Source organism: Pseudomonas sp. Je.1.5.c, from assembly GCF_051129895.1.
Taxonomy (GTDB): domain Bacteria; phylum Pseudomonadota; class Gammaproteobacteria; order Pseudomonadales; family Pseudomonadaceae; genus Aquipseudomonas; species Aquipseudomonas urmiensis.
In genome coordinates this window covers 1-26,405 of record NZ_JBCPSP010000028.1, presented here as the reverse complement: position 1 = coordinate 26,405, position 26,405 = coordinate 1, and the positions used below count along the sequence as shown (strand labels likewise).

Genomic DNA, 26,405 nt, shown 5'->3' with positions numbered 1-26,405 from the left:
GCCCTGTAGGAGCGGGCTTGCCCCGCGATGAGGACAGCCGCCCCTAGCGCGCCTTGACCACCAACTCACCCTGGCTTTCGCCCACCGCCTGCACGTTCGGCCGGTACATCGACTCGACCTGCGGTGGCGGCACCCGATAGGTGCCCGGGGTGACCGCACGCGCCAGGTACAACAGGTGCGTGGTGCCGTAGCTATCGAGCTTGAGCGCCGCTACGTAGCGGTCATCACGGTATTCCTGATGAACCACGTTGGCGTTCTGCATCGACTCGCGCCACTGCTTCACCGCGCTGCTGGCGTTTTCCAGGCTGGCCGCGCTCTGGGCCAGGTTCTGGTTCTCAAGCTCCAACCCCGCAGGCAGCAGGTCGACGACCAGCGCGTCCGGCACCTGGCTGTGCGCCTTGAGCGCCAGATGCACCAGGACCAGATCACCACTGCGCAGATTACGCAGATCAAGGTACTGGCCGTTCATGCCCAGGTACTCGCGACGAATCTCCATGCCATTGCCACTTGGCGCAGGCGCCTGGCGCGGATAACCGGACAAGGTCAGTTGCTGGTAGAGGGTCTCGCTGCCTTGGTTCTGCACCGTCAATGGCGATGCCAGCAGAGGGCCTTCGAGCTTCATGCCAGATTCCGCGTTGTCCAGCTCACGAATCTCACCGGCACTGTCCAGACGCGCCTGCCATTTGCCTTCGGGTTTACCCAGCAGACCACGGCCAGCCAGGTACAGCGCGTTGCGCTCTTGGGTCGACAGCCAGCGATTGGCCGCCAACTCATCGGACAAGGCGAACAGACGTTGGTCGACCTGGTTACTGGCCAGGTTGTTCTCCTGCAGCAACGCCAGGATCAGCGCCTGATCGCGCACCGCGCTGCCATAGTCGGCCATCCAGCCGTCGCTGCGACCAATGCCCAGGCCGGCCTGCAAGGCCTGCTGCGAACGCGGCTTGTCGCCCATCTTGTCCAGCGCCACCGCCAGTTGCACCAGGGGCAGACCGGAGCGGGCGTCACTGCGGCGCTCGAACAGGCTGCGCAAGGCACCCAGTGGCGCCTGCTGACTGCGGGCCAGCACCAGCGCAGCGTAGGCCTGCACCGCGAAGCGGGTGTGCTCGGAATTCTGGCTGTAGTTCACTTCGATCAAGTTGCGCTCTTGCAGATAACGCAGCAGGCGCTCGTTGGCTTTCTTCAAAGCTTCGGCCGGCACGCCGTAACCTTGCTCGCGAGCGCGCAGCAGGAAGTCGGTGACATAGGCGGTCAGCCAGTACTCTTCCTCGCTGTCCGAACTCCACAGGCCGAAGCTGCCGTTGTAGCGCTGCATGCCCAAAAGGTGCTCGATACCCATCTCGATCTTGCGTTTGCGCACATCGGCCGGCTCGCCCTTGATGCCCAGGCGCTTGAGGCTTTCGGCGTCGGCGTAGAGCGACGGATACAGGCCGCTGGTGGTCTGCTCCAGGCAGCCATAGGGATACGCCTCAAGCGCACGGATCTGCTCGGCGAGGTTCAATGGCGGGCGGCTCGACAGGGCGAGGCTGGCTTCCAGGCCCGCTGGTTCGAACTCGGCCAGATCGCTCTCCGGCAAGCTCCAGGGTTGATCCTTGAGTGCCACCCGGTAGTGCTTGAGCATCGCCGGGTAGGCCGGGCGAATGCCCAAGGTCCATTCACGCTCGAAGGCCATGGCAGGCTCGCCTGGCAGTTGCAAGCCGTTGACCTGCACATGGACCTTGCCCTGGCCCAGGCCACCCTGGGCTTGAACCGGAATCATCAAGGTGCTGCGCTGGCCTTCGGCCAAGGTGATGTTTTGCTGATTGGCGGCAACCAGGCCAAGCTGACCTTCGGTGCTCAGTTGCACAGTCAGTTGCTGGGCGCGACCGGACAGGTTGGCCAAATCCAGCGCCAGGTTGGTGCGGTCGCCGCCGGCCAGGAAGCGTGGCGCCGACAACTCGGCGATCAGCGGCGCGGCGACCACCGTCTTGCCTTCGGCCATGCCGAAGTGCTCGTCGCTCCAGGCCTGGGCCATCAGCCGCAGCTCACCGTTGAAATCGGGGATGTCGACAGTGGCCTCGCCTTCACCCTTGTCGTTGAGGGTCACCGGCAGGCTCTGCTGAGCGACGATGGTCACTGTGGTATTGGGGCGCTTGCCGCCCTTGGCCATGCCCGCATCGCCACCGAACGCCAAACTCGCCAGACGGCCTTGGCCGGCTTCGATCAGCTGGCCGTAGATGTCCAATTGGTCAGCACCATAGGCCTTGCGGCCGAACAGGCTGGCGAAGGGGTCTGGGGTCTTGAAGTCGGTGATATTGAGGATGCCGACATCCACCGCCGACAGCAGCACATGCACCTGCTTGGGAACGCTGCCATCGGCATTGGCGGCTTTGAACTTGACCGTTAGCGGCTGCTTGGGGCGCATCTTCTCCGGCGCTTGCAAGGTCACCGCCAGCTTGCGCTCGGCGCGATCGAGCGGCAGGTGCAGTACGCCAACCGCGCGCTTGGGCGTGGCATTGGCCTTACGCTCACCGGGGCGGATCACCAGGGCGCTGATATACAGGTCGTGGCGCGCCCACTTGCTATCGAGCTTGACGTCGAAGGTCTTGCCCTCGGCAGGCACATCGATCTCTTGCCACCACAGCGGACCGTCGCTGGATTCGACCATCAGGTAACCACTGCCGGCGGCCGGTGGGGTGACGGTGACCTGGGCAGTGGCGCCATCGGCGTAGGACTTCTTGTCCAGCGCCAGCTTGACCTGGTCGGGACGTACCGCGCCGCCTTCGGCGTTGTCCTGGGCACGGTAGCCAGCCCAGAAGCGTGCGCTGGACACCAGGCCAGTCTGCGGATCTTCCACCTCGACCCGGTATGGGCCCCACTCGACCAGGAAGTTGAGCTTGGCCGTGGAGCCGGCCTTGACGCTGACAGTCTCCTCGCTCTGGGTCAGGAACTTCTCGTTGTAGTTGTAGCTCCAGCCGTCGCTGTCCGAGTAGTTCCAGTAGTAGTCACGACGCTCGCGGATCAGGCGCACCTTGAGGTTATCGACTGCGAGCTTTTTACCATTGCGGTCGGCCACCAGCACTTCGAATTCGACTGGGCCGTCGCTGTCGGTTTCTTCCCCCTCGAACAGCCCGCGCAGGCCCGGCAGGCGCTCGGCCGGCCAGATCGGTTGTTCGAAGCGGCGGGTAATCGGCCGACCACCCGACTCTTGCAGGCTGGCCTGCACAGTCAGTTGCAGGGGCGAACGAGCCTCGGCCCAGCGGCTCTCGATGTCCACTGTTGCCTTGCCGGCCTGGTCGAGGGTGACTTCGTCCAGTTCCAGATCCTGATTGAGCTCGGTCTCGGTGACCGAACCGAACTGATAACCCGGCAACGCCGGCACTGCCTCACGCAGCGGCCGCACATAGGCCTGGCCGCTCAGGCGGTTGCCGGCAGCAGGCGCGCCATAGAGGTAGCGGCCGTTGACCTGGATGTGTGCGGTTTGCTCAGGGCTCAGCGGCGTGCTACTGCCCTTGAGCTCAAGCGCCAGACGCTCGGGCAAAAAATCCTCGACGAGGAATTCGTACACCTGCTTGCGACCACCGCCCACGTCCAGCAGCAGTTGCCAGCGACCGGTAGGCGCCTCAGTGGCCAATTGCAGCTGATATTGATAAAGGCCATTGGCATCGGCCTCCCAGACGAATTTGCGGCTGACCTGCTCATCCGGTCGGCGCACTTCCACGCTCACCGGCTGGACCTTGATGGGCTTGCCGTCCTGATCGCGCAACAGGCCATTGAGCAACACGGTTTCACCCGGACGATACAAGTCGCGCGGGCCAAAGATGAAGAACTGCAGCGGGTTGGCTTGAGGGCCGGTGATATCGAATTCAGCCAGGTCCAGGGCAGCGGTGTTCAGACGCAGCAAGGTGGTGTGGACACCTTGGGTGGCGATCAGGGTGTCGGCCTTGGCCGTGATCGGCAGTTGCGCATGGCCGTCGCTGTCGGTCTTGGCCTGGGCCAGCAGCTTGCCCTTGTCATCGTGCAGTTCGAGGTTGACCGCGTTGAGCGCCTTGCCGCCTTCCAGGGCCTGGGCGAATACGTCCAGACGGTCACGGTAACGGTGCGCGGAGACGCCGATGTCACTGAGGGTGAACAGGGTCGCCGGCTGCGAGTAGTCGTAGGTGCCGGAGGCACGCATCACGGCCAGGTACACGCCTGGGTCTTGCAGTGGCTTGATCCCGGCGATGGGCAGCAACACGGTTTCGCGGGTGTTGCGCGCAGGGTTGAGGTCGAAGCGGCCGCTGTACACCAGCTCGGCCATCTGCAACGTTTCCTTGGACTGGTAGTAGTACAAGCTGCTGTTACGGCCCCAGTTGACCAGGAAGGTCGAGAGCATTTCCGGCTTGATGCGGAAGAACTCCACATCGACCTTGTCGACGTTCAGGGCGATCACCGGCAGGCCTTCGGCCAGGCGGGTGGGCAGCAACGAGCCACGGCTAGCGAAGCCGATGGTCGGCTGCATGTCGCGGGTTTCCAGGCGGCTGACCGATTCACTGGCCAGCGCGTTGCCATTGACTGCCAGCAGGCCCTTGTCGACAGTCAGGACCAGCTTGCGCTGCGGCTCAAGGTGGCGCAGGCGCAGCTCCATTTGGTTGTCCGAGAGCTCCCAAGCGCCATCGACCTTGCCTTTGACGGTATCGACCAGGTGCACCTTGGCGGCGAAGTCCTGGCTGGCATCCAGCGGAGCGGAAAAGCTGATCGACAACGCACTGGCACCGTCGACCTGGGTTTCCGAGACATCCAGTACAGTCAGCTCGCGACCGGCATAGCGTTTTGCGAGAACGGCGGGGTCTTCGCGCTTGGCCGGTTTAGCTTCGGCAGGCGCAGTGGCCGCCGGTTTTTCCGCGGGTGCAGGGGTGTCCTTGGAGGAGGAATCACAGGCACTGAGCAGGGCCAGCGCGCAGGCCAGCAACAATCCTTTGTTGAGCATGAGAGAGGGGACTCTTCGGCAGCGTGTTCGTAAGGGCACCAACTATAGCGCAACCGCGAGCGCCGCACCCGGTATGGAGCGGCAAGTGAGACCGCGTTCGCGCAGTTTGGTTGCCTGGCCGCTACAATGCCGTCGGGCAAATGTACTACTTACCCGGAATAGTCTTACAAGCAGTTCCACTTCCAGGACTTCGCATGTTTTCTCTTATCGCCGACTGGCGTGATCGCCCGAGCCACCGCAAGGTCTGGGGCCTGGCCGCGCCGATGATCCTGTCCAACATCTCGGTGCCCCTGGTCGCGCTGGTCGACAGCACCGTCATCGGCCATCTGCCGCATGCTCACCAGCTCGGCGCGGTGGCGGTGGGCGCCACCCTGTTCACCTTCATGGTCGGGCTGATGGGCTTCCTGCGCATGGGCTCAACGGGCTTCGCTGCCCAGGCTGCAGGGCGCGCCGACGGTGCAGCGTTGCGCCAGGTGCTGGTGCAAGGGCTGCTGCTGGCGCTGGGCTTCGCCATCGTCATCGGCCTGCTTGCCTTGCCCTTCAGCCAATTGGCGTTGCACGCCATGCAGCCGAGCGCGGCGCTGCATCAATCCACCGAAGATTTTTTCCACACGCGCTTGCTGGGTTTGCCGGCAGCCTTGGCCAGCTACGCCCTGGTCGGCTGGTTCCTCGGTACGCAGAACGCCCGCGCGCCGCTGGCCATCCTGCTCACTACCAACGTGCTGAACATTGCCCTGAACCTGTGGTTCGTCCTTGGCCTGGACTGGGGCGTGGTCGGTTCGGCGCGGGCCTCGGTGATCGCTGAGTGGAGTGCTGCGCTGCTGGGCCTGGCCCTCACCCGCCCGGCGTTGCGCGCCTACCCTGGGCAGATCGCCTGGGCGGCGTTGAAACGTTGGCAGGCCTGGCGGCCGTTGCTGTCGGTTAACCGCGATATCTTTTTGCGCAGCCTGGCCTTGCAGCTGGTGTTCCTGCTGCTGACGGTACAAGGCGCGCGCTTGGGCGAGGCGACAGTGGCGGCCAATGCCTTGCTGCTCAATGGGCTGATGCTGACGGCTTATGCCCTGGATGGCCTGGCCCATGCGGTCGAGGCGTTATGCGGCCACGCCATCGGCGCGCGTGATCGCCAGACCCTGCGCCGCTCGCTGGTGGTGGCGGGCGGCTGGTCGTTGATCGTGAGTATCGGCTTTGCGCTGTTGTTCCTGCTTGGCGGGCATCTGTTCATCGACTTGCAGACAGATATCCAAAGCGTACGTGCGGCGGCGTATCCGTTCTTGCCCTATCTGGCGTTGCTGCCGCTGGTGGCGGTGTGGAGTTATTTGCTCGATGGCTTGTTCATTGGCGCGACCAGGGCGCAGGAAATGCGCAATGCGATGCTGCTCAGCGTGGTGCTGGCTTGCCCGTTGGCGTGGATGGCGAGTGGGTTCGGCAACCATGGATTGTGGTTGGCGTTTCTCGGCTTCATGGGGTTGCGGGCGGTGACGCTGGGGTGGTTGGGGTGGCGGTTGGAGCGGCAGGGACAGTGGGTGCCCTGAGTGCAGTGATGTTCTCAAGATCTTGGGGCCGCCTTGCGGCCCCAAGATCTGGATTACACCCAAGCCATTGAAGCTTACGACGACAGGTAGGAAGAGCGGGTCAAGCCAAGGCGCAACGCATCCAGATACTGGGTACGCTCACGCGCAGTGATCTTGGCGCTGGCGACCTTGTCACGGTAATGCGTCATCAACTCCTCCGGCGACAAGTGCACGTAGCGCAGCATGTCTTCGATGGTGTCATGGGTCTCGATCCCGGCGTGGTACACGCTGCCATCGGCATTCTGGTAGATGTTCACCGAATCGGTGTCACCAAACAGGTTATGCATGTCGCCCAGGATCTCCTGGTAAGCACCGACCAGGAAGATCCCCAACAGGTAGTCTTCACCTTCGTTGATGCCATGCACCGGCAGGCTGGTCTCGATGCTCTGCTCATCGACATACTGGTTGATCTTGCCATCCGAGTCACAGGTCAGATCCTGCAGCACGGCGCGGCGCAGCGGCTCTTCGTTGAGGCGATGCAGCGGCAGAATCGGCAGTACCTGGCCAATCGCCCAGGTGTCCGGCAGGCTCTGGAACACCGAGAAGTTGCAGATGTACTTGTCGGCCAGCTTGTCGTTGAGTTCATCGAGCACTTGGCGATGCGAACGTTGGCGAGCCTTGAGCGAGTTGTGCAGGCGGCGGCACACAGCGAAGTAGCACTGCTCGGCCAGGGCTTTCTCGGCCAGGCTGATCTTGCCGTCGGCATACTGCGCGGCCACGTCACCCATGTAGTGGGTAGCGCGCCAGTAGGTCTCGGTCACCATCTCGATATCGGTCGGGCCGAGCAGGTCGACCAGCCACTGCACGGTCTCCGGCAGGCTTTCCTTGTTTTCGATGGTCGGCACTTCGTCGTTGTGCTTCTCGACGTCGGTGACCTGCACCACCAGCATCGCGTGGTGCGCAGTCAGGGCGCGGCCGCTTTCCGAGAAGATGTGCGGGTGCGGCAGGCCTTGGGCATCGCAGAACTCCTTGAGCATGCCCACCACGACTGCGGCGTAATCGTCGATGTCGTAGTTGATTGAGCTGGCGTTGCGCGAGTGAGTGCCGTCGTAGTCGACCCCCAGGCCGCCACCGACGTCGATGTGATCGACCGGCAGGCCCAAGGCGCGCAGCTCGCCGTAGTAGCGGATAGCTTCCTTGAAGCCGTGCTGGTAGTCCGCCAGGTTGGCGATCTGCGAGCCCATGTGGAAGTGCAGCAGGCGAATGCCCTGGTCCAGGCCGGCGCCACGGAAGCGCTCGACCACCGAGATGAGCTGGGCCGCAGACAGACCGAACTTGGACTTCTCGCCACCGGTATCGGCCCACTTGCTCGACGCCAGCGACGACAGGCGCACGCGCAGGCCCACTTGCGGCTTGACCTTCAGCTCAGCGGCTTCCTCGATCACCAGGGCGACTTCGGATTCTTTCTCGATGACGATGAACACGTTGTGGCCAAGCTTCTGGCCCATCAGCGCCAGGCGAATGAACTCGCGGTCTTTGTAACCGTTGCAGACGATGGTGCCGCCTTTGGGTGCCAGCGCCAGCACGGCCAGCAGCTCGGGCTTGGAGCCGGCCTCCAGGCCAATCGAGACGTTCTGGGTGGCGATGATGTTTTCCACCACCGCTTCTTGCTGGTTGACCTTGATCGGGTACAGGGCGGTGTACTGGCTCTGGTACTCCAGGCGCGCGATGTTGGCGTCGAAGGCGCCGGTCAGCTGGCGCACGCGGTCCTGCAAAATATCGGGGAAGCGCACCAGCAGCGGCAGCGACAGGCCGCTCTGACGCAGTTCGTCGACCTGCTCGAACAGGTCGATCGGCGCGCTGTTGGGGCCATTGGGGCGCACTTCGACGCGCCCGGCTTCATTGATGGCGAAATACCCTGCGCCCCAATGGCGGATGCCATAAACACTGCGGCTATCGGCCACGGTCCACTGGCTACCATCGTCTTTGCGTGTGCGTCGTACGGACATTCAAGTCCCCTGTAGAAAAGTCGAAGACACTGCCCTACCGAAAGGGCGCTGGCAGTGTAGAAACTGAAAATGACGGTTCGTCCATGTCCAGGGATAGACCCTGACTACGGAAACGAGTTTAGAAAGCCCTGGGGAAAAATGCGTCCAGGCGGATCAACCGCCGGATTTTTTCGCCTTGAAGCCCAGCTTGGTCAGCTCGCCGAGCAGCAGCTCGACGTGGTCGCCCTGAATCTCGATGACCCCATCCTTCAGCGCTCCGCCCGTGCCACAGCGACGCTTGAGGTTGGTGGCCAGCTCCTTGAGCTGTTCGAGGGCCAGCGGTACGCCGCTGACCGTAGTCACGGTCTTGCCGCCGCGACCTTTGCTTTCGCGGCGCACGCGGGCGATTCCGTCACCTTCGGGGATGACGTGCTGCTTGCAGATGCAGGCGTCCGCCGGCTTGCCGCACGCTGGGCAATGCCGACCGGCATCGGTGGAATACACGAGACCGCCAAGGGCGGAGAAGGAAGAAGCTTTCTTGGCCACTTTTGTTCCTCTTGCTGAGGACAAAAACTGGTCGACGCCATTGCCTGGAACCGACCGCGAAGCCCCACTCTGGCAGGGGCGGCGCTACTGACGCAGATCTTGCGACAGCCCGAAAAGGGCGCGCAGTGTAACGATAAATGCGCCGGTTGCTAAGTACTGGAATGCGCCATTTTACGAAGCATTCGCGACGTCAGGCCAAGCGCTGCCGGTAGCGCTGCAACGCGGCCAGAGAATCCGGGCAATACGCCAGCTGCCGCTGATCGATCTCGACCTGCTCGAGGTTGGCAAAGCGGGCTTCGATGACTTCTTCCGGTTGCAACCGCAGCGGGCCATCCCAGACCGCCGAGAACACCGCGCACCAGAGCCGGTTACCCGGCTGGTCAAAGAAGAACTTCTCGTGAAACCGCAACTCGACGCCGCAAACGCCGAGCTCTTCTTCAAGCTCCCTGGCCGCCGACTCGGCATAGCTCTCATCGGCCGCGACCATGCCACCTGCCGCCACGTCCCAATACCCCGGATACACGGCTTTACTCAACGAACGGCGGTTGATGCACAGCTCGCCGGCACTGTTGAACAGCAGAATGAAGGTGCCACGACCGATCAAGCCACGCTCGCGCAACTCGGCCCGGGGCAATGCCCCGAGCAGTTGGTCGGCGTCATCGACCCAGGCAATCTGCTCAAGGTCGGAGGCCGCGCGGTGGGCGGCCTCGGCTGGGGTGATGGGCATACTCAGCCTTGCGACAGCAACTGACGCAGGTCGATCACAGCGGCGTTGGCGCGGGAAATATAGTTGGCCATCACCAACGAATGGTTGGCCCACATGCCAAAGCCACTGCCATTGAGCACCATCGGGCTCCACAGCGCTTCCTGCGAAGCTTCCAGCTCACGAATGATCTGGCGCACGCTGACCGTGGCGTTCTTCTTCGCCAGCACGTCGGCAAAGTCGACCTCAATCGCACGCAGCAGGTGCGACAGCGCCCAGGCCTGGCCACGGGCTTCGTAGAACACGTTGTCGATTTGCAGCCACGGCGTCTCGACCAGTTCCTCATCGAGCTGCGGCGCTTGGCCGGCAACCACCGTTTCGGTCTTCAGGGTGCTGTTGAGCTTGACCCGGCCAACACTGGCCGACAGGCGCTGGGACAGCGAGCCCAAACGCGTGGCGACGTCGCCCAGCCAGTTGTTCAGGTTGTCGGCACGGGTGTAGAAGATCGCGCCCTGGTCACCAGCGGCCAGGCGCGCCTGGTAACGGTTCAGCGACTTGATGCCTTCTTCGAACTCCGATTCGCTCGACGGCAGGATCCAGCTCTTGTTGTCGAAGTTGAAGCGCGGCTCGGCCTTGGCCAGGTCAGCATCCTCGGTGGACTGCGACTGCGAACGGGCGAAGTCCTTGCGCAGCGCACGCGACAGGTCACGCACCTGGACCAGCACGCCATATTCCCAGCTCGGCATGTTGTCCATCCACAAGCCAGGTGGGAAACGGTCGTTGGAAATGTAGCCACCGGGCTTGTCGAGCAGCGTGCCGGCGACAGTCTTGAGGGTTTCGATGGTGGTGTAGCCGACGACCATCTTGTGGCCAGTGCGCTCGGAGGCGGCCTGGGCATTTTGCTGCACCGGGAACAACTCCGGCTCCTGGCTCCAGTACCAACCCAGGCCGATGCATACCAGCAGGTACAGCCCAATCAGGGTGCCCAGGGCACGGCTCCAAAGGCCACCAAGGTAGCTACGAGTAGCAGCGCCACGGGTGTCGGCCCGCTCGCGGGGCTCAGCTTTGGCCTCGCGGTTTTTCCAGTCCAGCATGGCTTTGTCCTTAATTTGTCACGACGGTTGAGGGCTTGGACCTCAGGTCTGCCCCAGGGTGCCACGGCAAGCCCGCGTCGCAGCACTATAAAGCAGACACCGCCTTACGCATAAGCGACCAATCGGTCAGCAACTGAATAAGCAGACTTGAACGCTTTGTTGACACGAAGCACTCGCTTGTCGGAAAAGCGGTGCTAGCATAGAGCCATCATCGCACCTGCATATTCCCAATCTATAAGTAGTCAGGACATGACCCAGCCAGCAGAGCCCAGCCACGAGCGCCTCAAGCAGCACTTCGCCCAGCGGGTCATCCACCAGGCCCGACAGATCCTCGAGATCTGGCAGCGCCTGCAACGTGGCGAGTGGTCGGCGAGCGACCTGGGCGAGCTGAGCGAGGCCAACCTGCGCCTGCAACGGTACGCCGAGCGCTTCGAACAGCCAGAGCATGGCAGCCTGTCAGTGGCGATCGGGCAGACCTTGCGCGCCATCGAAGCCAACAGTGCGCGACTCAACTCCGAGTCGATCGCTGAGCTCAACCGCTTGATGCAGCGCCTGTCGCGCACCGGCCTGCGCAAAGGTGATCAGCTCGATAACGTGCCGCTGCCACCACTGCGCAAGCCGGTATATATCCTGCTACAAGATCACGATCGCGCCGAGCGCCTGGCCCAGCAGCTGGAATTCTTTGGCCTGGGCGTGCAGGCCTTGTTCAGCGCCGAGGCGTTCTGCTCGTCGATGAATGAACGGCTGCCTGCGGCGATCGTGATGGACGTCGACTTCAGCGGCCCAGGTTGCGGCTTGCAGCTAGCGGCCAAGGCCCAGCAGGGCCTGGAGCAGCACATCCCGCTGCTGTTTTTCAGCCTGCACGAAACCGACACCCCTACCCGCCTGGCCGCGGTGCGCGCCGGTGGCCAGGAATTTCTCACCGGCACCCTGGAAGCCTCCAGCCTGCTGGAGAAAGTCGAACTGCTGACCAGCGCCGCCCAGTACGACCCGTTTCGGGTGCTGATCATCGACGATTCGCGCGCCCAGGCCATGCACACCGAACGCCTGCTCAACGGCGCCGGAATGATCACTCGCACGCTCACCGAACCGATCCGCACCATGGCCGAGCTTGCCGATTTTCAGCCCGACCTGATCATCCTCGATATGTACATGCCCGATTGCACCGGCACTGAGCTGGCCAAAGTGATACGCCACAACGACCGCTATGTCAGTGTGCCGATCATCTACCTGTCGGCCGAGGATGACCTGGACAAGCAGCTCGATGCCATGAGCGAGGGCGGCGATGACTTCCTGACCAAGCCGATCCGTTCGCGCCACCTGATCACCACCGTGCGCAACCGCGCCGCCCGTGCGCGCCATCTCAAGGCGCGGATGGTTCGTGACAGCCTGACTGGGTTGTACAACCACACCCACATTCTCCAACTGCTGGAGGACTGCAGCTTTCGCGCCCGCCGCGAAGAACTGCCGCTGAGCTTTGCCATGCTCGATATCGACCACTTCAAGAAGATCAACGACCGCCACGGCCACCCCATGGGCGATCGGGTGATCAAGAGCCTGGCGTTGTTTCTCAAGCAACGGTTGCGCAAGACCGACTATATCGGCCGCTATGGCGGTGAAGAATTCGCCATTGTCATGCCCAATACCCACCTGGCGGCAGCGCATAAGGTGCTCGACGAAATTCGTCGGAGGTTCTCCGAGATTCTCTATCCAGCCCAGCCGCAGGACCTGCATTGCACTTTCAGCGCCGGGGTGGTGCAACTGGATGAACAGCATGATGCGCTGACCATGGCCAGTGCCGCAGACGAGGCGCTGTACCGAGCCAAACATGCGGGACGTAACTGTGTGGTGCGAGTAGAGCCGTAGCGCCTTCGCCTTAGCGCTTTGGCGCCTCAACAAAGCGGTCAACACCGAGATAAAGGCAAATAGCCACTTTTTTATGGCGCCAACCCTCCGCCGTCATCACCGCGTCACAAAATCGCAATAACTTCAGGCACCTATCTCTCCACTCCCGCCGGAAGTTCGCGCCATGCGCCTGAAGTGGCTGACCAATTTCAATACCCTCTTGCTGGTAACCGTGTGCATTGCCCTGGGCGCAACCTTGTGGTGGTCGCAACGCGCCCTCGAGCGCCCCTATCAACTGATGGAGCGCTACCTGGGCCTGTCGCAGCAGTTCCAGAACCAAGCCGCGCGCAACATCCAGGCGTATCTGGCCAGTGGCGACGCCCTGCGCCACGCAGCCGCCACCGAAGCCAATCAACAATTGCACCAGGCGCTAGCCCAATGGCCGCAGCCACTGGCTGAACAACTGCGGCCGAGCCTGGATAACTTGCAGGCCTTCACCACTAACGAGCTCCTTGCCGCCGGCAAGCTTGCAGGCGATCCGCAAGCCCTGCTGCTGCAAGCCGAACGTGAGCTAGGGGCCAACCTCGAACAACTGGCAAGCTACGCCCGTGACAGCGGCAGCAGCGATGCCCCTCGCTATCTTGCTCCCGTGCTGGACGCCGCCGTACACCTGGGGCGCTTGTCACTGGCGCGCGACAAACTGGTCAGCAGTGGCCGAGCAGAGCTGGCCGACGAAGTCGAGCGCGAACTGCAGCTGATCCGCACCCAGGCCGAGGCGATCGACGCCCTACCCCTGCTCGGGGTGACCCGCAGCGCCGAGTCCAACGCCGACGACTTCGCCGCGCTGATGGGCCTGCAAACCCAGGCCAGCGAGCAACAGGAAGACGTTGCCGTAGGCCTCAAGCGCGAGCTACAAAGCCTGCTCAGTCGTTATCCTGGCGAACTGCAACGCACCCGCGAACAGATCCAGCGCCACGCAGCCTTGGCCACCAGCACCGGCGAACGTCTGGATGCGGTGCAACAGGCCATCGCCGCCCTAGAGCCGCAGGTACGTGCGCAACATGGCCAGATCGCCAGCGAGGTGCGCATCATCCAAGGCCTGATGATCGGCCTGATCCTACTGATCGCGCTGCTCATCGACACCCTCCAGCGCCGCCTCACCCGCACCCTGACCCACCTGGCGCCAGCGCTGTCACGCTGGGCCGAGGGCGACTTCGGCCAAGCCATTGCATTGGGCAAGACCAACCGTGAACTGCACGATATCCAGGAGTCGCTCAACCGCCTGCGCCTGTACCTGGTCGAACTGGTCGGCACCCTGCGCGCCAACGCCGAGCAAGTGGCCGGCAGCAGCCATGCCCTGGCCAGCATGAGCAGCGCCCTGCACGATGGCGCCGAGCGCCAGGCCGGCGACACTGCGCAGATCCGCGATGCCCTGGGCGAGCTGGAGGCGACCATTCAACAGGTGGCGGGCGACGCCAGCTCCGCGGCCGATGCCAGCCACGATGCCGGGCGCGCCGTCGAGCATGGCCAGGCGGTGATTGGCCAAAGCCTTTCCGGGTTACGTGCCTTGGTCGATGAAGTGCAGGGCAATGCGCAGATGATCGAGCAACTGGCCGAAGAGTCGGCGACCATCGGCGGCGTCCTGACAGTGATTCGCTCGATTGCCGAACAAACCAATCTGCTGGCCCTCAACGCCGCCATCGAAGCCGCTCGAGCGGGCGAGATGGGCCGCGGCTTTGCCGTGGTGGCCGACGAGGTGCGCTCGCTGGCCCAGCGCACCACCGGCGCTACCGGTGAGATCCAGGCGCTGATCGACCGGCTGCAACAGGCTGCGCGCGAATCGGTCAATGGCATGCGCATCCAGCTTGAGCATGCCGAGGCGACCGCCAGCCAGGCGCAGGCTGCCGACGGCGCCTTGGATGAGATTGTCAGTGCGATTCGGACCATCTCCGATACCGCCGTGCGAATTGCCGATGTCACCGCCCAGCAGACAGGGGCAGTGAGCGAAATCAGGGATCACAGTGAGCGAATCCATGAGCTGGGCGAAGACAACCTGCAGCGCATTGGCGAAGGCCGCGAGCAGGGTGAGCAACTGCTCAAGCTGGGTGGGCAGCTCAATAGCGCGGTGCGGGCGTTCAGGCTCTGAGGGGGCGTCGCCCGTACCGACGCTATCGCGGGGCAAGCCCGCTCCCACGCCGAGCGCCTTGCCAGGAGTTACACGTGGGCTTGCCCCGCGATAGCGCCTTGCAAGGGGTTACACGTGGGAGCGGGCTTGCCCCGCGATAGCGATGGTGCAGGCAGCACAACCCCAGCGGCCATGTGTCGCGCCACAGCCTGGTACAGCCCCAATCACGAGCAACTCCGCTATCATGCCCCCACGTTCCACCTCGCGAGTCCGCCATGCGCCGCCTGTTTTTCCTGCTGTTCCTGCTGCTGGCAAGCCCCGCCTTCGCCAGCGGCCTGCTCGATAACCGCCCCAGCGCCACCCTCGGCGCGTCTTCGCTGAGCAACAGCGCCGACTTCCTGCCGGTGCACGAGGCCTTCAAGCTCAGCCTGGTCAGTAGCGACGCGCACACCATCAAGCTGCGTTTCGTTGCCAGCGACGGCTACTACCTCTATCGCCACCGCTTCCAGTTCCGCAGCGAGCCGGCCGACATCGCCCTGGGCGCAGCGCAGATCCCGCCTGGCGAGGCCAAGCACGACGAATTCTTCGGCGATGTCGAGGTGTATCACGGCGTCCTCGACATCACCCTCCCACGCCCAGCCGCCGATCAACGTGCCTTCACCCTGCTGGTGGGCTACCAGGGCTGCGCCGACAAGGGTTTGTGCTATCCGCCGGAGACCGCGCGACTGCCGATCACTGGCGAGGGTGGCGTAGTCCCAGGCTCAGCTGACGCCGGCTGGAATTGGAAATCGCTGTTGCTGTTCTTCCTCGCCGGGATCGGCCTGACCTTCACCCCCTGCGTACTGCCGATGCTGCCAATCCTCTCTGGGGTGGTCCTGCGCGGTCAGGTGGGCGGATGGCGTGGCCTGAGCCTGTCGCTGGCCTATGTGCTGCCGATGGCCGCCTGCTTCGCCGTGCTCGGTGCGCTGATGGGCGTCTTCGGTGCCAGCCTGAACCTGCAGGCACGCCTGCAATCGGCCTGGGTACTGGTGCCGTTTGCGCTGTTCTTCGTGATCTTCGCCCTGGCCATGTTCGGCTTATTCGAGCTGAAGCTGCCGCAAGCCTTGAGCAATCGCCTGGACAGCGTCGCCAACCGCACCAAAGGTGGCTCGCTGCTGGGCGCGGCGGTGCTCGGCGTACTCTCCAGCCTGCTGGTTTCGCCTTGCGTCTCGGCGCCGCTGGCCGGCGCCCTGCTGTATATCAGCGCCAGTGGTGATGCGCTGGGCGGCGCGTTGAAGCTGTTCGCCCTGGGCCTGGGCATGGGTGCGCCACTGTTGCTGGTGGCGACCGGCGGTGCAGCCTGGCTACCCAAGAGCGGTGCTTGGCTCAATACCGTCAAGAACGCGATTGGCGTACTGCTGCTGGGCCTGGCGATCGGTCTGCTCAGCCGAGTCTTGCCAGGCCCAGTGACGCTGCTGCTGATTGGTCTGCTGGCGGCAGGCGTAGCGCTGTTCCTTGGCGCGCTGGAGTTTGTCATCAAGACGCCCCGGGAACGTCTGGCGCAACTGCTGGGCCTGGCCCTGCTGGTGTATGCGCTGGCCTGCTGGTACGGCGCCTTGAGCGGCCAGGGCGATCCGTTGCGGCCACTGCCGCACGCCGCAGTGGCGACAAGCGCAGGCACATCGGTGAGCAAGACCGATGCCTGGCAGACCATCACCACCCCCGCAGCGCTGGATGCGGCCTTGGCTCAGGCCAAGGCGGCAGGCCAGCCGGTGCTGCTCGACTGGTACGCCGACTGGTGCATCAGCTGCAAGGTGATCGAGCACGAAGTGCTCAGCGCACCCCAGGTGCAAGCTCAGCTGGGCACCTTCAAATTGCTGCGTTTCGATATCACCGAAAGCAACGCCGAGCAGCGCGGTCTGCTCGACCGTTACCAGCTGTTCGGCCCGCCAGCACTGCTGTTCTTTGCCGCGAACGGCAGCGAAATGACCAGCGATCGGGTCGTTGGCGAAATAAACGCCGGCGAATTTGCAGACATTCTCACGCGCGTGCGCGGCAAACTCGGTCTATAACTTCCCGCTGACTGGGACTTTTCTCTGTATAGGTGACCAAAATTAATCATTTGGTCACATACTTTGCGCGAATCTCGGACATCGTGCTGGCTATTGCAGGGAACTGGACACTCGTGGTCGCTTTGCGGCATAGTCGCCGCGCATGTCGAATTGCCCTACAAGACCAAGGAACCCGCAGATGGCAACCCTACTGGTGCTGCATGGCCCCAACCTCAACCTGCTCGGTACCCGCGAGCCAGGTCACTATGGTGCCGCCACCCTCGCCCAGATCAACCAGGACCTGGAGCAGCGTGCCCGCGCCGCAGGCCACCATCTGCAGTACCTGCAGAGCAATGCCGAATACGAACTGATCGACCGTATCCACGCCGCGCGTAACGAAGGCGTCGACTTCATCCTGATCAATCCGGCTGCTTTCACCCACACCAGCGTCGCATTACGTGACGCATTGCTGGCAGTGAGCATCCCATTCATCGAAGTGCACCTGTCCAACGTGCACAAGCGTGAACCGTTCCGTCATCACTCCTACTTTTCCGATGTTGCTGTAGGGGTGATCTGCGGCTTGGGCGCCACCGGTTACCGGTTGGCCCTGGAGTCTGCGCTGGAACACCTGGCTGCCAACGCACAGCCCTGATGACACAAGGCCTTGGCCCCTTGGGGCCGAGGCCATAGAGAAACGTTTTCGACACGTTTTCAAATTACGTCCCCGACCGAACCTTGGGAGTTGCTGATTAATGGATATCCGTAAAGTCAAAAAGCTGATCGAACTGCTGGAAGAGTCCGGCATCGACGAACTGGAGATCAAGGAAGGCGAAGAGTCCGTTCGCATCAGCCGTCACAGCAAGACCCCAGCTGCCCAGCAGTACTTCGCTCCACAACCGATGCACGCAGCGCCCGTCGCCGCCGCTCCAGTTGCAGCCGCACCAGTGGCTGAAGCCGCTGCCGCCGCACCCGCACTGAAAGGCACCGTGGTCCGTTCGCCGATGGTAGGTACCTTCTACCGCAAGCCTTCGCCGACCTCGCCGAACTTCGCTGAAGTCGGTCAGAGCATCAAGAAGGGCGACACCCTGTGCATCGTCGAAGCGATGAAGATGATGAACCACATCGAAGCCGAAATCGGCGGTGTCATCGACGCCATCCTGGTAGAAGACGGTCAGCCGGTTGAGTTCGACCAGCCGCTGTTCACCATCGTTTGATTCGCGGAGAGCCAACGATGTCTGGGAAGCTGGAAAAAGTCCTGATCGCCAACCGTGGGGAAATTGCCCTGCGGATCCTGCGTGCCTGCAAAGAGCTGGGCATCAAGACCGTCGCCGTGCACTCCACGGCCGACCGTGAACTGATGCACCTGGGCCTGGCAGACGAGTCGGTCTGCATTGGTCCTGCTTCGTCCAAAGACTCCTACCTGCACATCCCGGCGATCATCGCCGCTGCCGAAGTGACAGGCGCTACCGCAATCCACCCTGGCTACGGCTTCCTCGCGGAAAACGCCGACTTCGCCGAGCAAGTGGAGAAATCCGGTTTCGCCTTCATCGGCCCGAAAGCCGACACCATTCGCCTGATGGGCGACAAGGTTTCGGCCAAGGACGCGATGATCAAGACCGGCGTGCCGACCGTTCCGGGTTCTGACGGCCCACTGCCGGAAGACGAAGAAACCGCCCTGGCGATCGCTCGCGAAGTCGGTTATCCGGTGATCATCAAGGCCGCCGGTGGCGGTGGTGGTCGCGGTATGCGCGTGGTGCACAAGGAAGAGGATCTGATCTCCTCGGCCAAACTGACCCGTACCGAAGCCGGTGCAGCCTTCGGCAACCCGATGGTCTACCTGGAGAAGTTCCTGACCAACCCACGTCACGTGGAAGTTCAGGTGCTGTCCGACGGCCAAGGCAATGCCATCCACCTGGGCGATCGCGACTGCTCCTTGCAGCGCCGTCACCAGAAGGTGCTGGAAGAGGCTCCGGCCCCAGGCATCGATGAGCAGGCCCGCCAGGAAGTCTTCAAGCGTTGCGTCGATGCCTGCATCGAGATCGGCTACCGTGGCGCTGGCACCTTCGAGTTCCTCTACGAGAACGGTCGTTTCTACTTCATCGAGATGAACACCCGTGTTCAGGTGGAGCACCCGGTTTCGGAGATGGTCACCGGTATCGACATCGTCAAGGAGATGCTCAGCATCGCCGCTGGCAACAAGCTGTCGTTCACCCAGGAAGACGTGGTGATCCGCGGTCACTCGCTGGAGTGCCGGATCAACGCCGAAGACCCGAAGAAGTTCATCCCAAGCCCAGGTACCGTCAAGCACTTCCATGCCCCAGGTGGCAATGGCGTGCGGGTCGATTCGCACCTGTACAGCGGCTATTCGGTTCCGCCGAACTATGACTCGCTGATCGGCAAGCTGATCACCTACGGCAAGGATCGCGACGAGGCCATGGCGCGCATGCGCAATGCCCTGGACGAGATCGTCGTCGACGGCATCAAGACCAACATCCCACTGCACCGCGACCTGGTGCGTGATGAAGGTTTCTGCAAAGGTGGCGTCAACATCCATTACCTCGAGCACAAACTGGCTAACCAGGATTGATCTTGAGCTAATGCTGTCCACTTAAGGCTCTTGTCGCCTGCTTTGGGGCCGCTTTGCGCCCCTTCGCGGGCAAGCCCGCTCCCACAGGTACGGCGCCGCTCTGACGGTCGGCGCCGTACCTGTGGGAGCGGGCTTGCCCGCGAAGGGCTGCAAAGCGGCCCCAAAATCTTAAGTGAACAGCATTATTCGCCGTGGTTGCACGGCGCATTTCCTCGAATTAGTAGCCTCTCTACACAGCCTTCAGGGCGCCTGACGCTCATAGCGGCAGCGGCTTGAGCCAGAACGACATGATCTTGGCCGATTCCGCCTGCTCATCCAGATCGCGCCAGGCGTGTGAGCTGCGCAAGGATGGCTCGTCAAGAAACCCCCGGTTGCGCCAGAACCCGTGCAGTGGCTTGTAGTCCGTCGGCCTTAGTGGATGACCATTCGGGCGCTCCACCGTGCAGAACGCGCAATAGTCGAATTCAGCCAGCTTGTGCGCATAAGACTCGCGTTCGATGAAAAAGCGCACCCCCAGGCCCCTGCCTCGATAGGCGGGTAGCAACACCGACTCAGCAAAGTAATAAACGCTTGCCGGATCGCGCCCCTGCGCCAGGAACGGCTGCTGCAACTGGCTCGATCCATCGACCAGCGGCAGGCCAAGCGAGGCACCAACCAGCTTGCTATCGTCCAGGGCCAGGACCACCAGACTACGCCCAGAGCGGGCGTAAATGGCCAGGTAGTCGGCCTCAGACTCCAGGGTGCCATCATAGAGGTAGGGAAATTCGCGAAACACCGTCAGGCGCAGGCGAGCGAGGTCATCGATGTAAGGCGCAATCGCGGCGCCGTGCAGCAGGCGGATTTCCATGCGGGGCGGTCGTTTTGTCGATGTGGATGACGTACTCGGCTAAGCCGGGCCTGAGTCAAGACCCTATCATCGCTTGCATGCCCCCTCCTTTCCCGAACACGACAGGAACATTGCCATGACCGCTACTGAACTGGTCAACGCCTACTACCGCGCCCTCAACGCCAAGGACCTGCCAGCCTTGCTCGCCCTGCTCAGCGAAGATGTGATCCATGACATCAACCAAGGCGAGCGGCAGATGGGCAAGCGAGCGTTTGCCGCGTTCTTGGACAACTTCAACCGCTGCTATAGCGAGCGCTTGGCCGATCTGGTGGTCATGGAAAATACCGAAGGCACTCGCGCAGCGGCCGAATTTACCGTGCATGGGGCGTATCTTGCCGATGCCCCTGGGTTGCCCCCGGCCAAAGGGCAGACCTATGTGCTATCGGCCGGGGCGTTCTTCTATATCCACTGCGGCAAGATTGCCCGGATAAGTCATTACTCCAACCTCAATGATTGGCTCGAGCAGGTGGTGTGAGCCCTGCCCCGCGCTGTAGCCCGTGCGCTGTTGATTCAACGCGCGCCAGAGCAAAAACGCCATCTGCCTGGTGCGCCATCATCCACTCTGCCACTAGCAGCAAATCGCACAAACCCCACGCACTCAAGTAAACTGCACCCCTTCGCGCAGCCCAGTGCTGCCCCCAACTCGATTCATCAAAGGTACCCGCCATGCCCTGGCTGCAAGTACGCCTGGCCATCAGCCCAGAACAAGCCGAAACCTACGAAGATGCCCTGCTGGAAGTGGGTGCTGTCTCGGTGACTTTCATGGACGCCGAGGACCAGCCGATCTTCGAGCCGGACCTCAACACCACCCCGCTGTGGTCGCACACCCACCTTTTGGCCTTGTTCGAAGCCGATGCCGAGCCTGAGCAGGTATTCGCCCACCTGCGCCTGCTGACCAACGCCGAACTGCCCGAGCACCACGCCGAGGTGATCGAGGACCAGGACTGGGAACGCAGCTGGATGGACAACTTCCAGCCGATGCGCTTCGGCCGTCGCCTGTGGATCGTGCCGAGCTGGCATGAAGCGCCGGAAAAAGATGCAGTGAACCTGCTGCTCGATCCGGGCCTGGCTTTCGGCACCGGCACCCACCCGACCACCGCACTGTGCCTGGAATGGCTCGATGGCCAACAGCTCCAGGACAGCCAGGTGCTGGACTTCGGTTGCGGCTCGGGCATTCTGGCCATCGCCGCGCTGCTGCTCGGCGCCCGCGAAGCGGTCGGCACCGACATCGACGTACAGGCGCTGGAAGCTTCGCGCGACAACGCCGGGCGCAATGGCATAGGCGCAGAGCGCTTCCCGCTGTACCTGCCGGAACACATGCCGGCCATGCAGGCCGACGTGCTGGTCGCCAATATTCTCGCAGGCCCATTGGTGTCGCTGGCCCCGCAATTGTCCGGGCTGGTTCGCCCCGGTGGCCTGCTGGCGTTGTCGGGGATCCTCGCCGAACAAGGTGAGGAAGTCGCCGCAGCCTACACCAAGGACTTCGACCTGGATCCGATCGCTGAACGCGACGGTTGGGTGCGCATCAGTGGTCGCCGTCGTTCGGTCGGCCTAGAATAATTCCTTGCACAACCCCCGGATTGCCGCATGACCGACAGTTTCGTCACCCAGTGCCCGCATTGCCAGACCAGCTTTCGCGTCACTCATCATCAGTTGAGCGTGGCCCGTGGGGTGGTTCGTTGCGGCCAGTGCCTACAGGTGTTCAACGCCGCCAAGCAGTTGCTTGAGCAGAACCGTGCCGGCACTGCCCAGCCCGCTCCGGCGACGGCCGTCGCGCCGACGCCAGAAGCTGTCGACGCGCCAGCACCGGCGCCTGTCGACGCGCCAACCGCCGACAACTGGGCGGCCACCTCGCAAGCCCTTGATGACCTCGACCTGGACCAGGCGCTGGCTCATCTGGAGCGCCGTGACCAGCCGGTAGAAGGCCAGGCCGAAGCCCGCAACGATGCGCTGCAAGCCCGGCGTGACGATCACAGCCTGGACGAACACCACGACCAGCCGTTCGGCAATGCCACCGACGAGCCCGCGCAAGAGCTCCCGGCGCTGCTCGAGCCACAGCCGCCGTTGATCGAGGCACAACCACTGGACCTGGAACCGGCCCCCGGCGAACGCACCGAGCCAACCCTGAGCCTGGACCTGGAAGCCGACGACGAACCGGCTCGTCAGCAACCGACCATTGCCCTGAAAGAGCCTGAGCCTGAACTCCATCTGCACGACCGGCTGGCCGCGCGCGATGACGACGAGCTGACGGAAAAAGGCATATCCGCGCTCGACGAAGAAATGCGCAGCGAGCACCTCTCGGCCCATGCCGACGACGACCTCGACCCAGCTCGCAACGAACGCAACGAACGCATCGAACCCGGCCTCAGTGCCCGCGCCACGCGGCGCAAGGAGCCGTTGATCGATGTGGTCGACGACCCGTTGCAACTGGACTGGCAAAAGCCCAAGGCCAATTGGGCCAAGCGCCTGCTGTGGGGCACCCTGACCTTGCTCGCTGCCGGGCTGCTGGCGTTCCAGTATGTCTGGTTCCATTTCGACGAGATGGCCCGTCAGGATCAGTACCGCCCGTGGTTCCAGCAGCTGTGTCCGCTGGTCGGCTGCCAAGTGCCCACTCGGGTCGATATCGCCCGGATCAAGAGCAGTAACCTGGTAGTACGCAGCCACCCGGACTTCAAAGGTGCCCTGATCGTCGATGCAATCATTTACAACCGCGCGCCATTCTCCCAGCCCTTCCCGCTGCTGGAGCTGCGCTTCGCCGACCTCAACGGTCAATTGATTGCCAGCCGTCGCTTCAAACCCAGCGAATACCTCTCCGGCGAATTGGCCGGTCGTGGCGAAATGCCCAGCCAGACGCCCATCCACATCGCCCTGGATATCCTCGACCCAGGCCCGAAGGCGGTGAACTACAGCCTCAGCTTCCGCTCTCCGGAATAACCACCCTACCCGGTCGCCGGTTTACCGGCGCCGGAGGGCTGTCCCAAACCCAGGGGCATAAGGCCGCAGCTGTTCAGATTTTATCCAGATTCATCTTTATCCGGTCATCGAGAGCGGGTATTATGCCAACCCTTTTTCGAACTCCAATGATTCGGCCCCACAACAGGGAACACCTATGTCGGCGGTACGCATCGGCCCTTATACACTGCGAAACAACCTGATCCTTGCGCCCATGGCCGGGGTTACGGACCAACCTTTCCGCACACTTTGCCAACGCCTCGGCGCAGGCATGGTGGTCTCGGAAATGGTCAGCAGCGACATGAGCCTGTGGGACAGCCGCAAGTCGCGTCTGCGCCGCATCCATGAAGGCGATCCCGAGCCACGCTCGGTACAGATCGCCGGCGGTGATGCGCAGATGATGGCAGCGGCGGCCCTGGCCAATGTCGAGGCGGGCGCCCAGATCATCGATATCAACATGGGCTGCCCGGCAAAAAAAGTCTGCAACAAGGCCGCAGGCTCTGCTTTATTGAGAGATGAAGCCTTGGTCAGCGAGATCCTCCATGCCGTGGTCGGCGCAGTAGAGGTCCCGGTGACGCTGAAGATTCGTACCGGCTGGGACCGGGCGAACAAGAACGGCCTGAACGTGGCGAAGATCGCCGAGCAGGCTGGCATCCAGGCGCTTGCGGTGCATGGCCGCACACGCGCCGACCTGTACACCGGCGAAGCCGAGTACGACACCATCGCTGCGATCAAGCAGGCGGTGTCGATCCCGGTGTTTGCCAACGGCGATGTAACCTCGCCAGAAAAGGCCCGACTGGTGCTCGACGCCACCGGTGCCGACGGCCTGCTGATCGGCCGTGCCGCCCAAGGGCGGCCGTGGATCTTCCGCGAGATCGAGCATTACCTGCGGACCGGCCAACACCTGCCAGCTCCCGAGCTGGACGAGGTGGAACGCATTCTGCTGGAGCACCTGGCCGCGTTGCATGCCTTCTATGGCGATGTGATGGGCGTACGTATCGCCCGCAAGCACGTTGGCTGGTACCTGGCAACACGACCCGGCGGCAAGGAGTTTCGCTCCCGGTTCAACGCTTTGGATGAGACACAAGCGCAGTGCGCCAACGTTCGCGAGTTCTTTCGCGAATGTCGACAGAGCCTTGAAACAAAGGACGAACAAGGGGTGGCCGCATGACGATGATGACCGAGACTTTAGTGAGTGGAACAACGCCCGTGAGCGACAACGCCAACCTCAAACAGCACCTCAATACGCCAAGCGAGGAGGGCCAGACCCTTCGCGACAGCGTCGAGAAGGCGCTGCATAACTACTTCGCCCACCTCGAAGGCGCTTCCGTCACGGACGTGTACAACCTGGTGCTCTCGGAGGTCGAGGCGCCGCTGCTCGAAAGTGTGATGAACTACGTCAAGGGTAACCAGACCAAGGCCAGCGAGATGCTCGGACTCAACCGAGGCACCCTGCGCAAGAAGCTCAAGCAGTACGACTTGTTGTAAAGCCAGAATCCCAATCAGAAAAGGCGGCTCCCGAAGGAGGCGCCTTTTTTGCTGACTCCACCGCGTTATGGAATCCGAAATGACCGACCAGACTACCCGCCTGCCGATCCGCCGCGCCCTGATCAGCGTCTCCGACAAGACCGGTATCCTCGAATTCGCTCGTGAGCTGCAACAGCTCGGTGTCGAGATCCTGTCCACCGGTGGCACCTACAAGCTGCTCAAGGACAACGGCGTCGACGCGGTGGAAGTGGCCGACTACACCGGCTTCGCCGAAATGATGGACGGCCGGGTCAAGACCCTGCACCCGAAAATCCACGGCGGCATCCTCGGCCGTCGCGGCACTGACGACGCCATCATGAACGAGCACGGCATCAAGCCGATCGACCTGGTTGCGGTCAACCTGTACCCGTTCGAAGCCACCATCGCCAAGCCAGGCTGCGACCTGCCGACCGCGATCGAGAACATCGACATCGGCGGCCCGACCATGGTCCGCTCGGCGGCCAAGAACCACAAAGACGTGGCCATCGTGGTCAACGCCAGCGACTACAGCCAAGTACTCGAAAGCCTCAAGGCCGGTGGCCTGACCTACGCCCAGCGCTTCGACCTGATGCTCAAGGCATTCGAGCACACTGCCGCCTACGACGGCATGATCGCCAACTACATGGGCACCATCGACCAGGCCAAAGACACCCTGTCGACGCAAGAGCGCAGCGCCTTCCCGCGCACCTTCAACAGCCAGTTCGTCAAAGCCCAGGAAATGCGCTACGGCGAGAACCCGCACCAGAGCGCGGCGTTCTACGTTGAAGCGAACAAGGGCGAGGCGAGCATCTCGACTGCCGTTCAGTTGCAGGGCAAAGAGCTGTCGTTCAACAACGTCGCCGACACCGATGCCGCGCTGGAATGTGTGAAGAGCTTCGTCAAGCCGGCCTGTGTGATCGTCAAGCACGCCAACCCATGCGGCGTTGCCGTGGTCCCGGAAAACGAAGGCGGCATCCGCCAGGCCTACGAGCTGGCCTACGCCACCGACACCGAGTCGGCTTTCGGCGGCATCATCGCCTTCAACCGCGAGCTCGATGGCGAGACCGCCAAAGCCATCGTCGAGCGTCAGTTCGTCGAAGTGATCATCGCGCCGAAAATCTCCCAAGCTGCCCGTGACGTGGTCGCGGCCAAGCAGAACGTGCGTCTGCTCGAGTGCGGCGAGTGGCCAGCCGAGCGTGCTGCCGGTTGGGACTTCAAGCGCGTCAACGGCGGCCTGCTGGTACAGAGCCGCGATATCGGCATGATTGGCGCTGACGACCTGAAGATCGTCACCCAGCGCGCGCCGAGCGAGCAAGAAATCCACGACCTGATCTTCGCCTGGAAAGTGGCCAAGTTCGTCAAATCCAACGCCATCGTCTACGCCAAGCAGCGCCAGACCATCGGCGTCGGCGCCGGCCAGATGAGCCGCGTCAACTCGGCCCGTATCGCTGCAATCAAGGCCGAGCATGCTGGCCTGCAGGTGCAGGGTGCGGTCATGGCCTCGGACGCGTTCTTCCCGTTCCGTGATGGCATCGACAATGCAGCTAAAGTCGGTATCACCGCGGTTATCCAGCCAGGGGGTTCGATGCGTGATGCTGAAGTCATCGCCGCTGCCGACGAAGCTGGCATCGCGATGGTGTTTACCGGCATGCGCCACTTCCGCCACTGATCACCAGTGAGTGTGTAG

18 protein-coding genes and 1 pseudogene are annotated in these 26,405 nt (G+C 62.8%); 13 read left to right on the top strand and 6 right to left on the bottom strand.

Features of this window, described 5'->3' with window-relative positions:
* Positions 1-43: 43 nt before the first annotated feature.
* Entirely contained in the window at positions 44-4,945 is a 4,902-nt protein-coding gene (locus AAZU54_RS18905; RefSeq protein ID WP_434727507.1) for an alpha-2-macroglobulin family protein, read from the bottom strand.
* 194 nt (positions 4,946-5,139) lie between these two features.
* On the opposite strand from AAZU54_RS18905, the gene AAZU54_RS18900 reads away from it, so the two are divergent.
* Complete coding sequence (locus AAZU54_RS18900; RefSeq protein ID WP_312154209.1) at positions 5,140-6,477, top strand: MATE family efflux transporter; 1,338 nt, start codon at positions 5,140-5,142, stop codon at positions 6,475-6,477.
* A 74-nt stretch (positions 6,478-6,551) separates the two neighbouring features.
* Here the strand turns inward: AAZU54_RS18900 and speA are convergent, their stop codons facing one another.
* The 4 genes from speA to AAZU54_RS18880 all read right to left on the bottom strand — a co-directional run bounded on the left by speA (position 6,552) and on the right by AAZU54_RS18880 (position 10,787).
* A complete protein-coding gene (gene speA, locus AAZU54_RS18895) occupies positions 6,552-8,465 on the bottom strand; it encodes an arginine decarboxylase (RefSeq protein WP_186555526.1) in 1,914 nt (637 codons plus the stop codon).
* Positions 8,466-8,618: 153 nt separating this feature from the next.
* Positions 8,619-8,990: a translation initiation factor Sui1 gene (locus tag AAZU54_RS18890; RefSeq protein WP_186555527.1), complete on the bottom strand. Its 372-nt coding sequence runs from the start codon at positions 8,988-8,990 to the stop codon at positions 8,619-8,621.
* A gap of 190 nt (positions 8,991-9,180) precedes the next feature.
* Positions 9,181-9,717, bottom strand: coding sequence for an NUDIX hydrolase (locus tag AAZU54_RS18885; RefSeq protein WP_434727506.1), 537 nt, complete (start codon positions 9,715-9,717; stop codon positions 9,181-9,183).
* A 2-nt stretch (positions 9,718-9,719) separates the two neighbouring features.
* Complete coding sequence (locus AAZU54_RS18880) at positions 9,720-10,787, bottom strand: DUF2333 family protein (protein ID WP_186555529.1); 1,068 nt, start codon at positions 10,785-10,787, stop codon at positions 9,720-9,722.
* A 249-nt stretch (positions 10,788-11,036) separates the two neighbouring features.
* Between AAZU54_RS18880 and AAZU54_RS18875 the strand changes: the two genes are divergently transcribed.
* From AAZU54_RS18875 to accC, 6 genes and pseudogenes are all read left to right on the top strand, one after another.
* Positions 11,037-12,653 (top strand): response regulator, encoded by a 1,617-nt coding sequence (locus AAZU54_RS18875; RefSeq protein ID WP_264235564.1) that lies wholly within the window; start codon positions 11,037-11,039, stop codon positions 12,651-12,653.
* 1,609 nt (positions 12,654-14,262) lie between these two features.
* Positions 14,263-14,778: pseudogene (locus AAZU54_RS18870) on the top strand (methyl-accepting chemotaxis protein); the annotation flags it as partial.
* A gap of 254 nt (positions 14,779-15,032) precedes the next feature.
* Complete coding sequence (locus AAZU54_RS18865; protein WP_434727505.1) at positions 15,033-16,808, top strand: protein-disulfide reductase DsbD; 1,776 nt, start codon at positions 15,033-15,035, stop codon at positions 16,806-16,808.
* A 178-nt stretch (positions 16,809-16,986) separates the two neighbouring features.
* Positions 16,987-17,439 (top strand): type II 3-dehydroquinate dehydratase, encoded by a 453-nt coding sequence (gene aroQ, locus AAZU54_RS18860; protein WP_011535870.1) that lies wholly within the window; start codon positions 16,987-16,989, stop codon positions 17,437-17,439.
* 100 nt (positions 17,440-17,539) lie between these two features.
* Positions 17,540-18,001, top strand: a complete 462-nt coding sequence (accB, locus tag AAZU54_RS18855; RefSeq protein ID WP_186555533.1) for an acetyl-CoA carboxylase biotin carboxyl carrier protein — start codon at positions 17,540-17,542, stop codon at positions 17,999-18,001.
* 17 nt (positions 18,002-18,018) lie between these two features.
* Positions 18,019-19,374 (top strand): acetyl-CoA carboxylase biotin carboxylase subunit, encoded by a 1,356-nt coding sequence (gene accC, locus AAZU54_RS18850; protein WP_186555534.1) that lies wholly within the window; start codon positions 18,019-18,021, stop codon positions 19,372-19,374.
* A gap of 256 nt (positions 19,375-19,630) precedes the next feature.
* Here the strand turns inward: accC and AAZU54_RS18845 are convergent, their stop codons facing one another.
* The gene (locus AAZU54_RS18845; RefSeq protein WP_312153905.1) at positions 19,631-20,221 is read right to left on the bottom strand and encodes a GNAT family acetyltransferase; all 591 of its coding nucleotides are present in this window, start codon (positions 20,219-20,221) and stop codon (positions 19,631-19,633) included.
* 115 nt (positions 20,222-20,336) lie between these two features.
* Here AAZU54_RS18845 and AAZU54_RS18840 point away from each other — a divergent pair, with 115 nt between their 5' ends.
* The 6 genes from AAZU54_RS18840 to purH all read left to right on the top strand — a co-directional run bounded on the left by AAZU54_RS18840 (position 20,337) and on the right by purH (position 26,387).
* Positions 20,337-20,735 (top strand): ketosteroid isomerase-related protein, encoded by a 399-nt coding sequence (locus tag AAZU54_RS18840; RefSeq protein WP_186555536.1) that lies wholly within the window; start codon positions 20,337-20,339, stop codon positions 20,733-20,735.
* A 191-nt stretch (positions 20,736-20,926) separates the two neighbouring features.
* Entirely contained in the window at positions 20,927-21,820 is an 894-nt protein-coding gene (prmA, locus tag AAZU54_RS18835) for a 50S ribosomal protein L11 methyltransferase (protein WP_186555537.1), read from the top strand.
* Between the two features lie 27 nt (positions 21,821-21,847).
* Complete coding sequence (locus AAZU54_RS18830; RefSeq protein WP_434727504.1) at positions 21,848-23,194, top strand: DUF3426 domain-containing protein; 1,347 nt, start codon at positions 21,848-21,850, stop codon at positions 23,192-23,194.
* 175 nt (positions 23,195-23,369) lie between these two features.
* Positions 23,370-24,383, top strand: a complete 1,014-nt coding sequence (dusB, locus tag AAZU54_RS18825) for a tRNA dihydrouridine synthase DusB (protein WP_186555539.1) — start codon at positions 23,370-23,372, stop codon at positions 24,381-24,383.
* A complete protein-coding gene (gene fis / locus AAZU54_RS18820) occupies positions 24,380-24,700 on the top strand; it encodes a DNA-binding transcriptional regulator Fis (protein WP_101316071.1) in 321 nt (106 codons plus the stop codon). The genes dusB and fis overlap by 4 nt, the downstream gene beginning before the upstream one ends.
* A gap of 79 nt (positions 24,701-24,779) precedes the next feature.
* Positions 24,780-26,387: a bifunctional phosphoribosylaminoimidazolecarboxamide formyltransferase/IMP cyclohydrolase gene (gene purH, locus AAZU54_RS18815; protein WP_186555540.1), complete on the top strand. Its 1,608-nt coding sequence runs from the start codon at positions 24,780-24,782 to the stop codon at positions 26,385-26,387.
* The last annotated feature ends 18 nt before the right edge of the window (positions 26,388-26,405 follow it).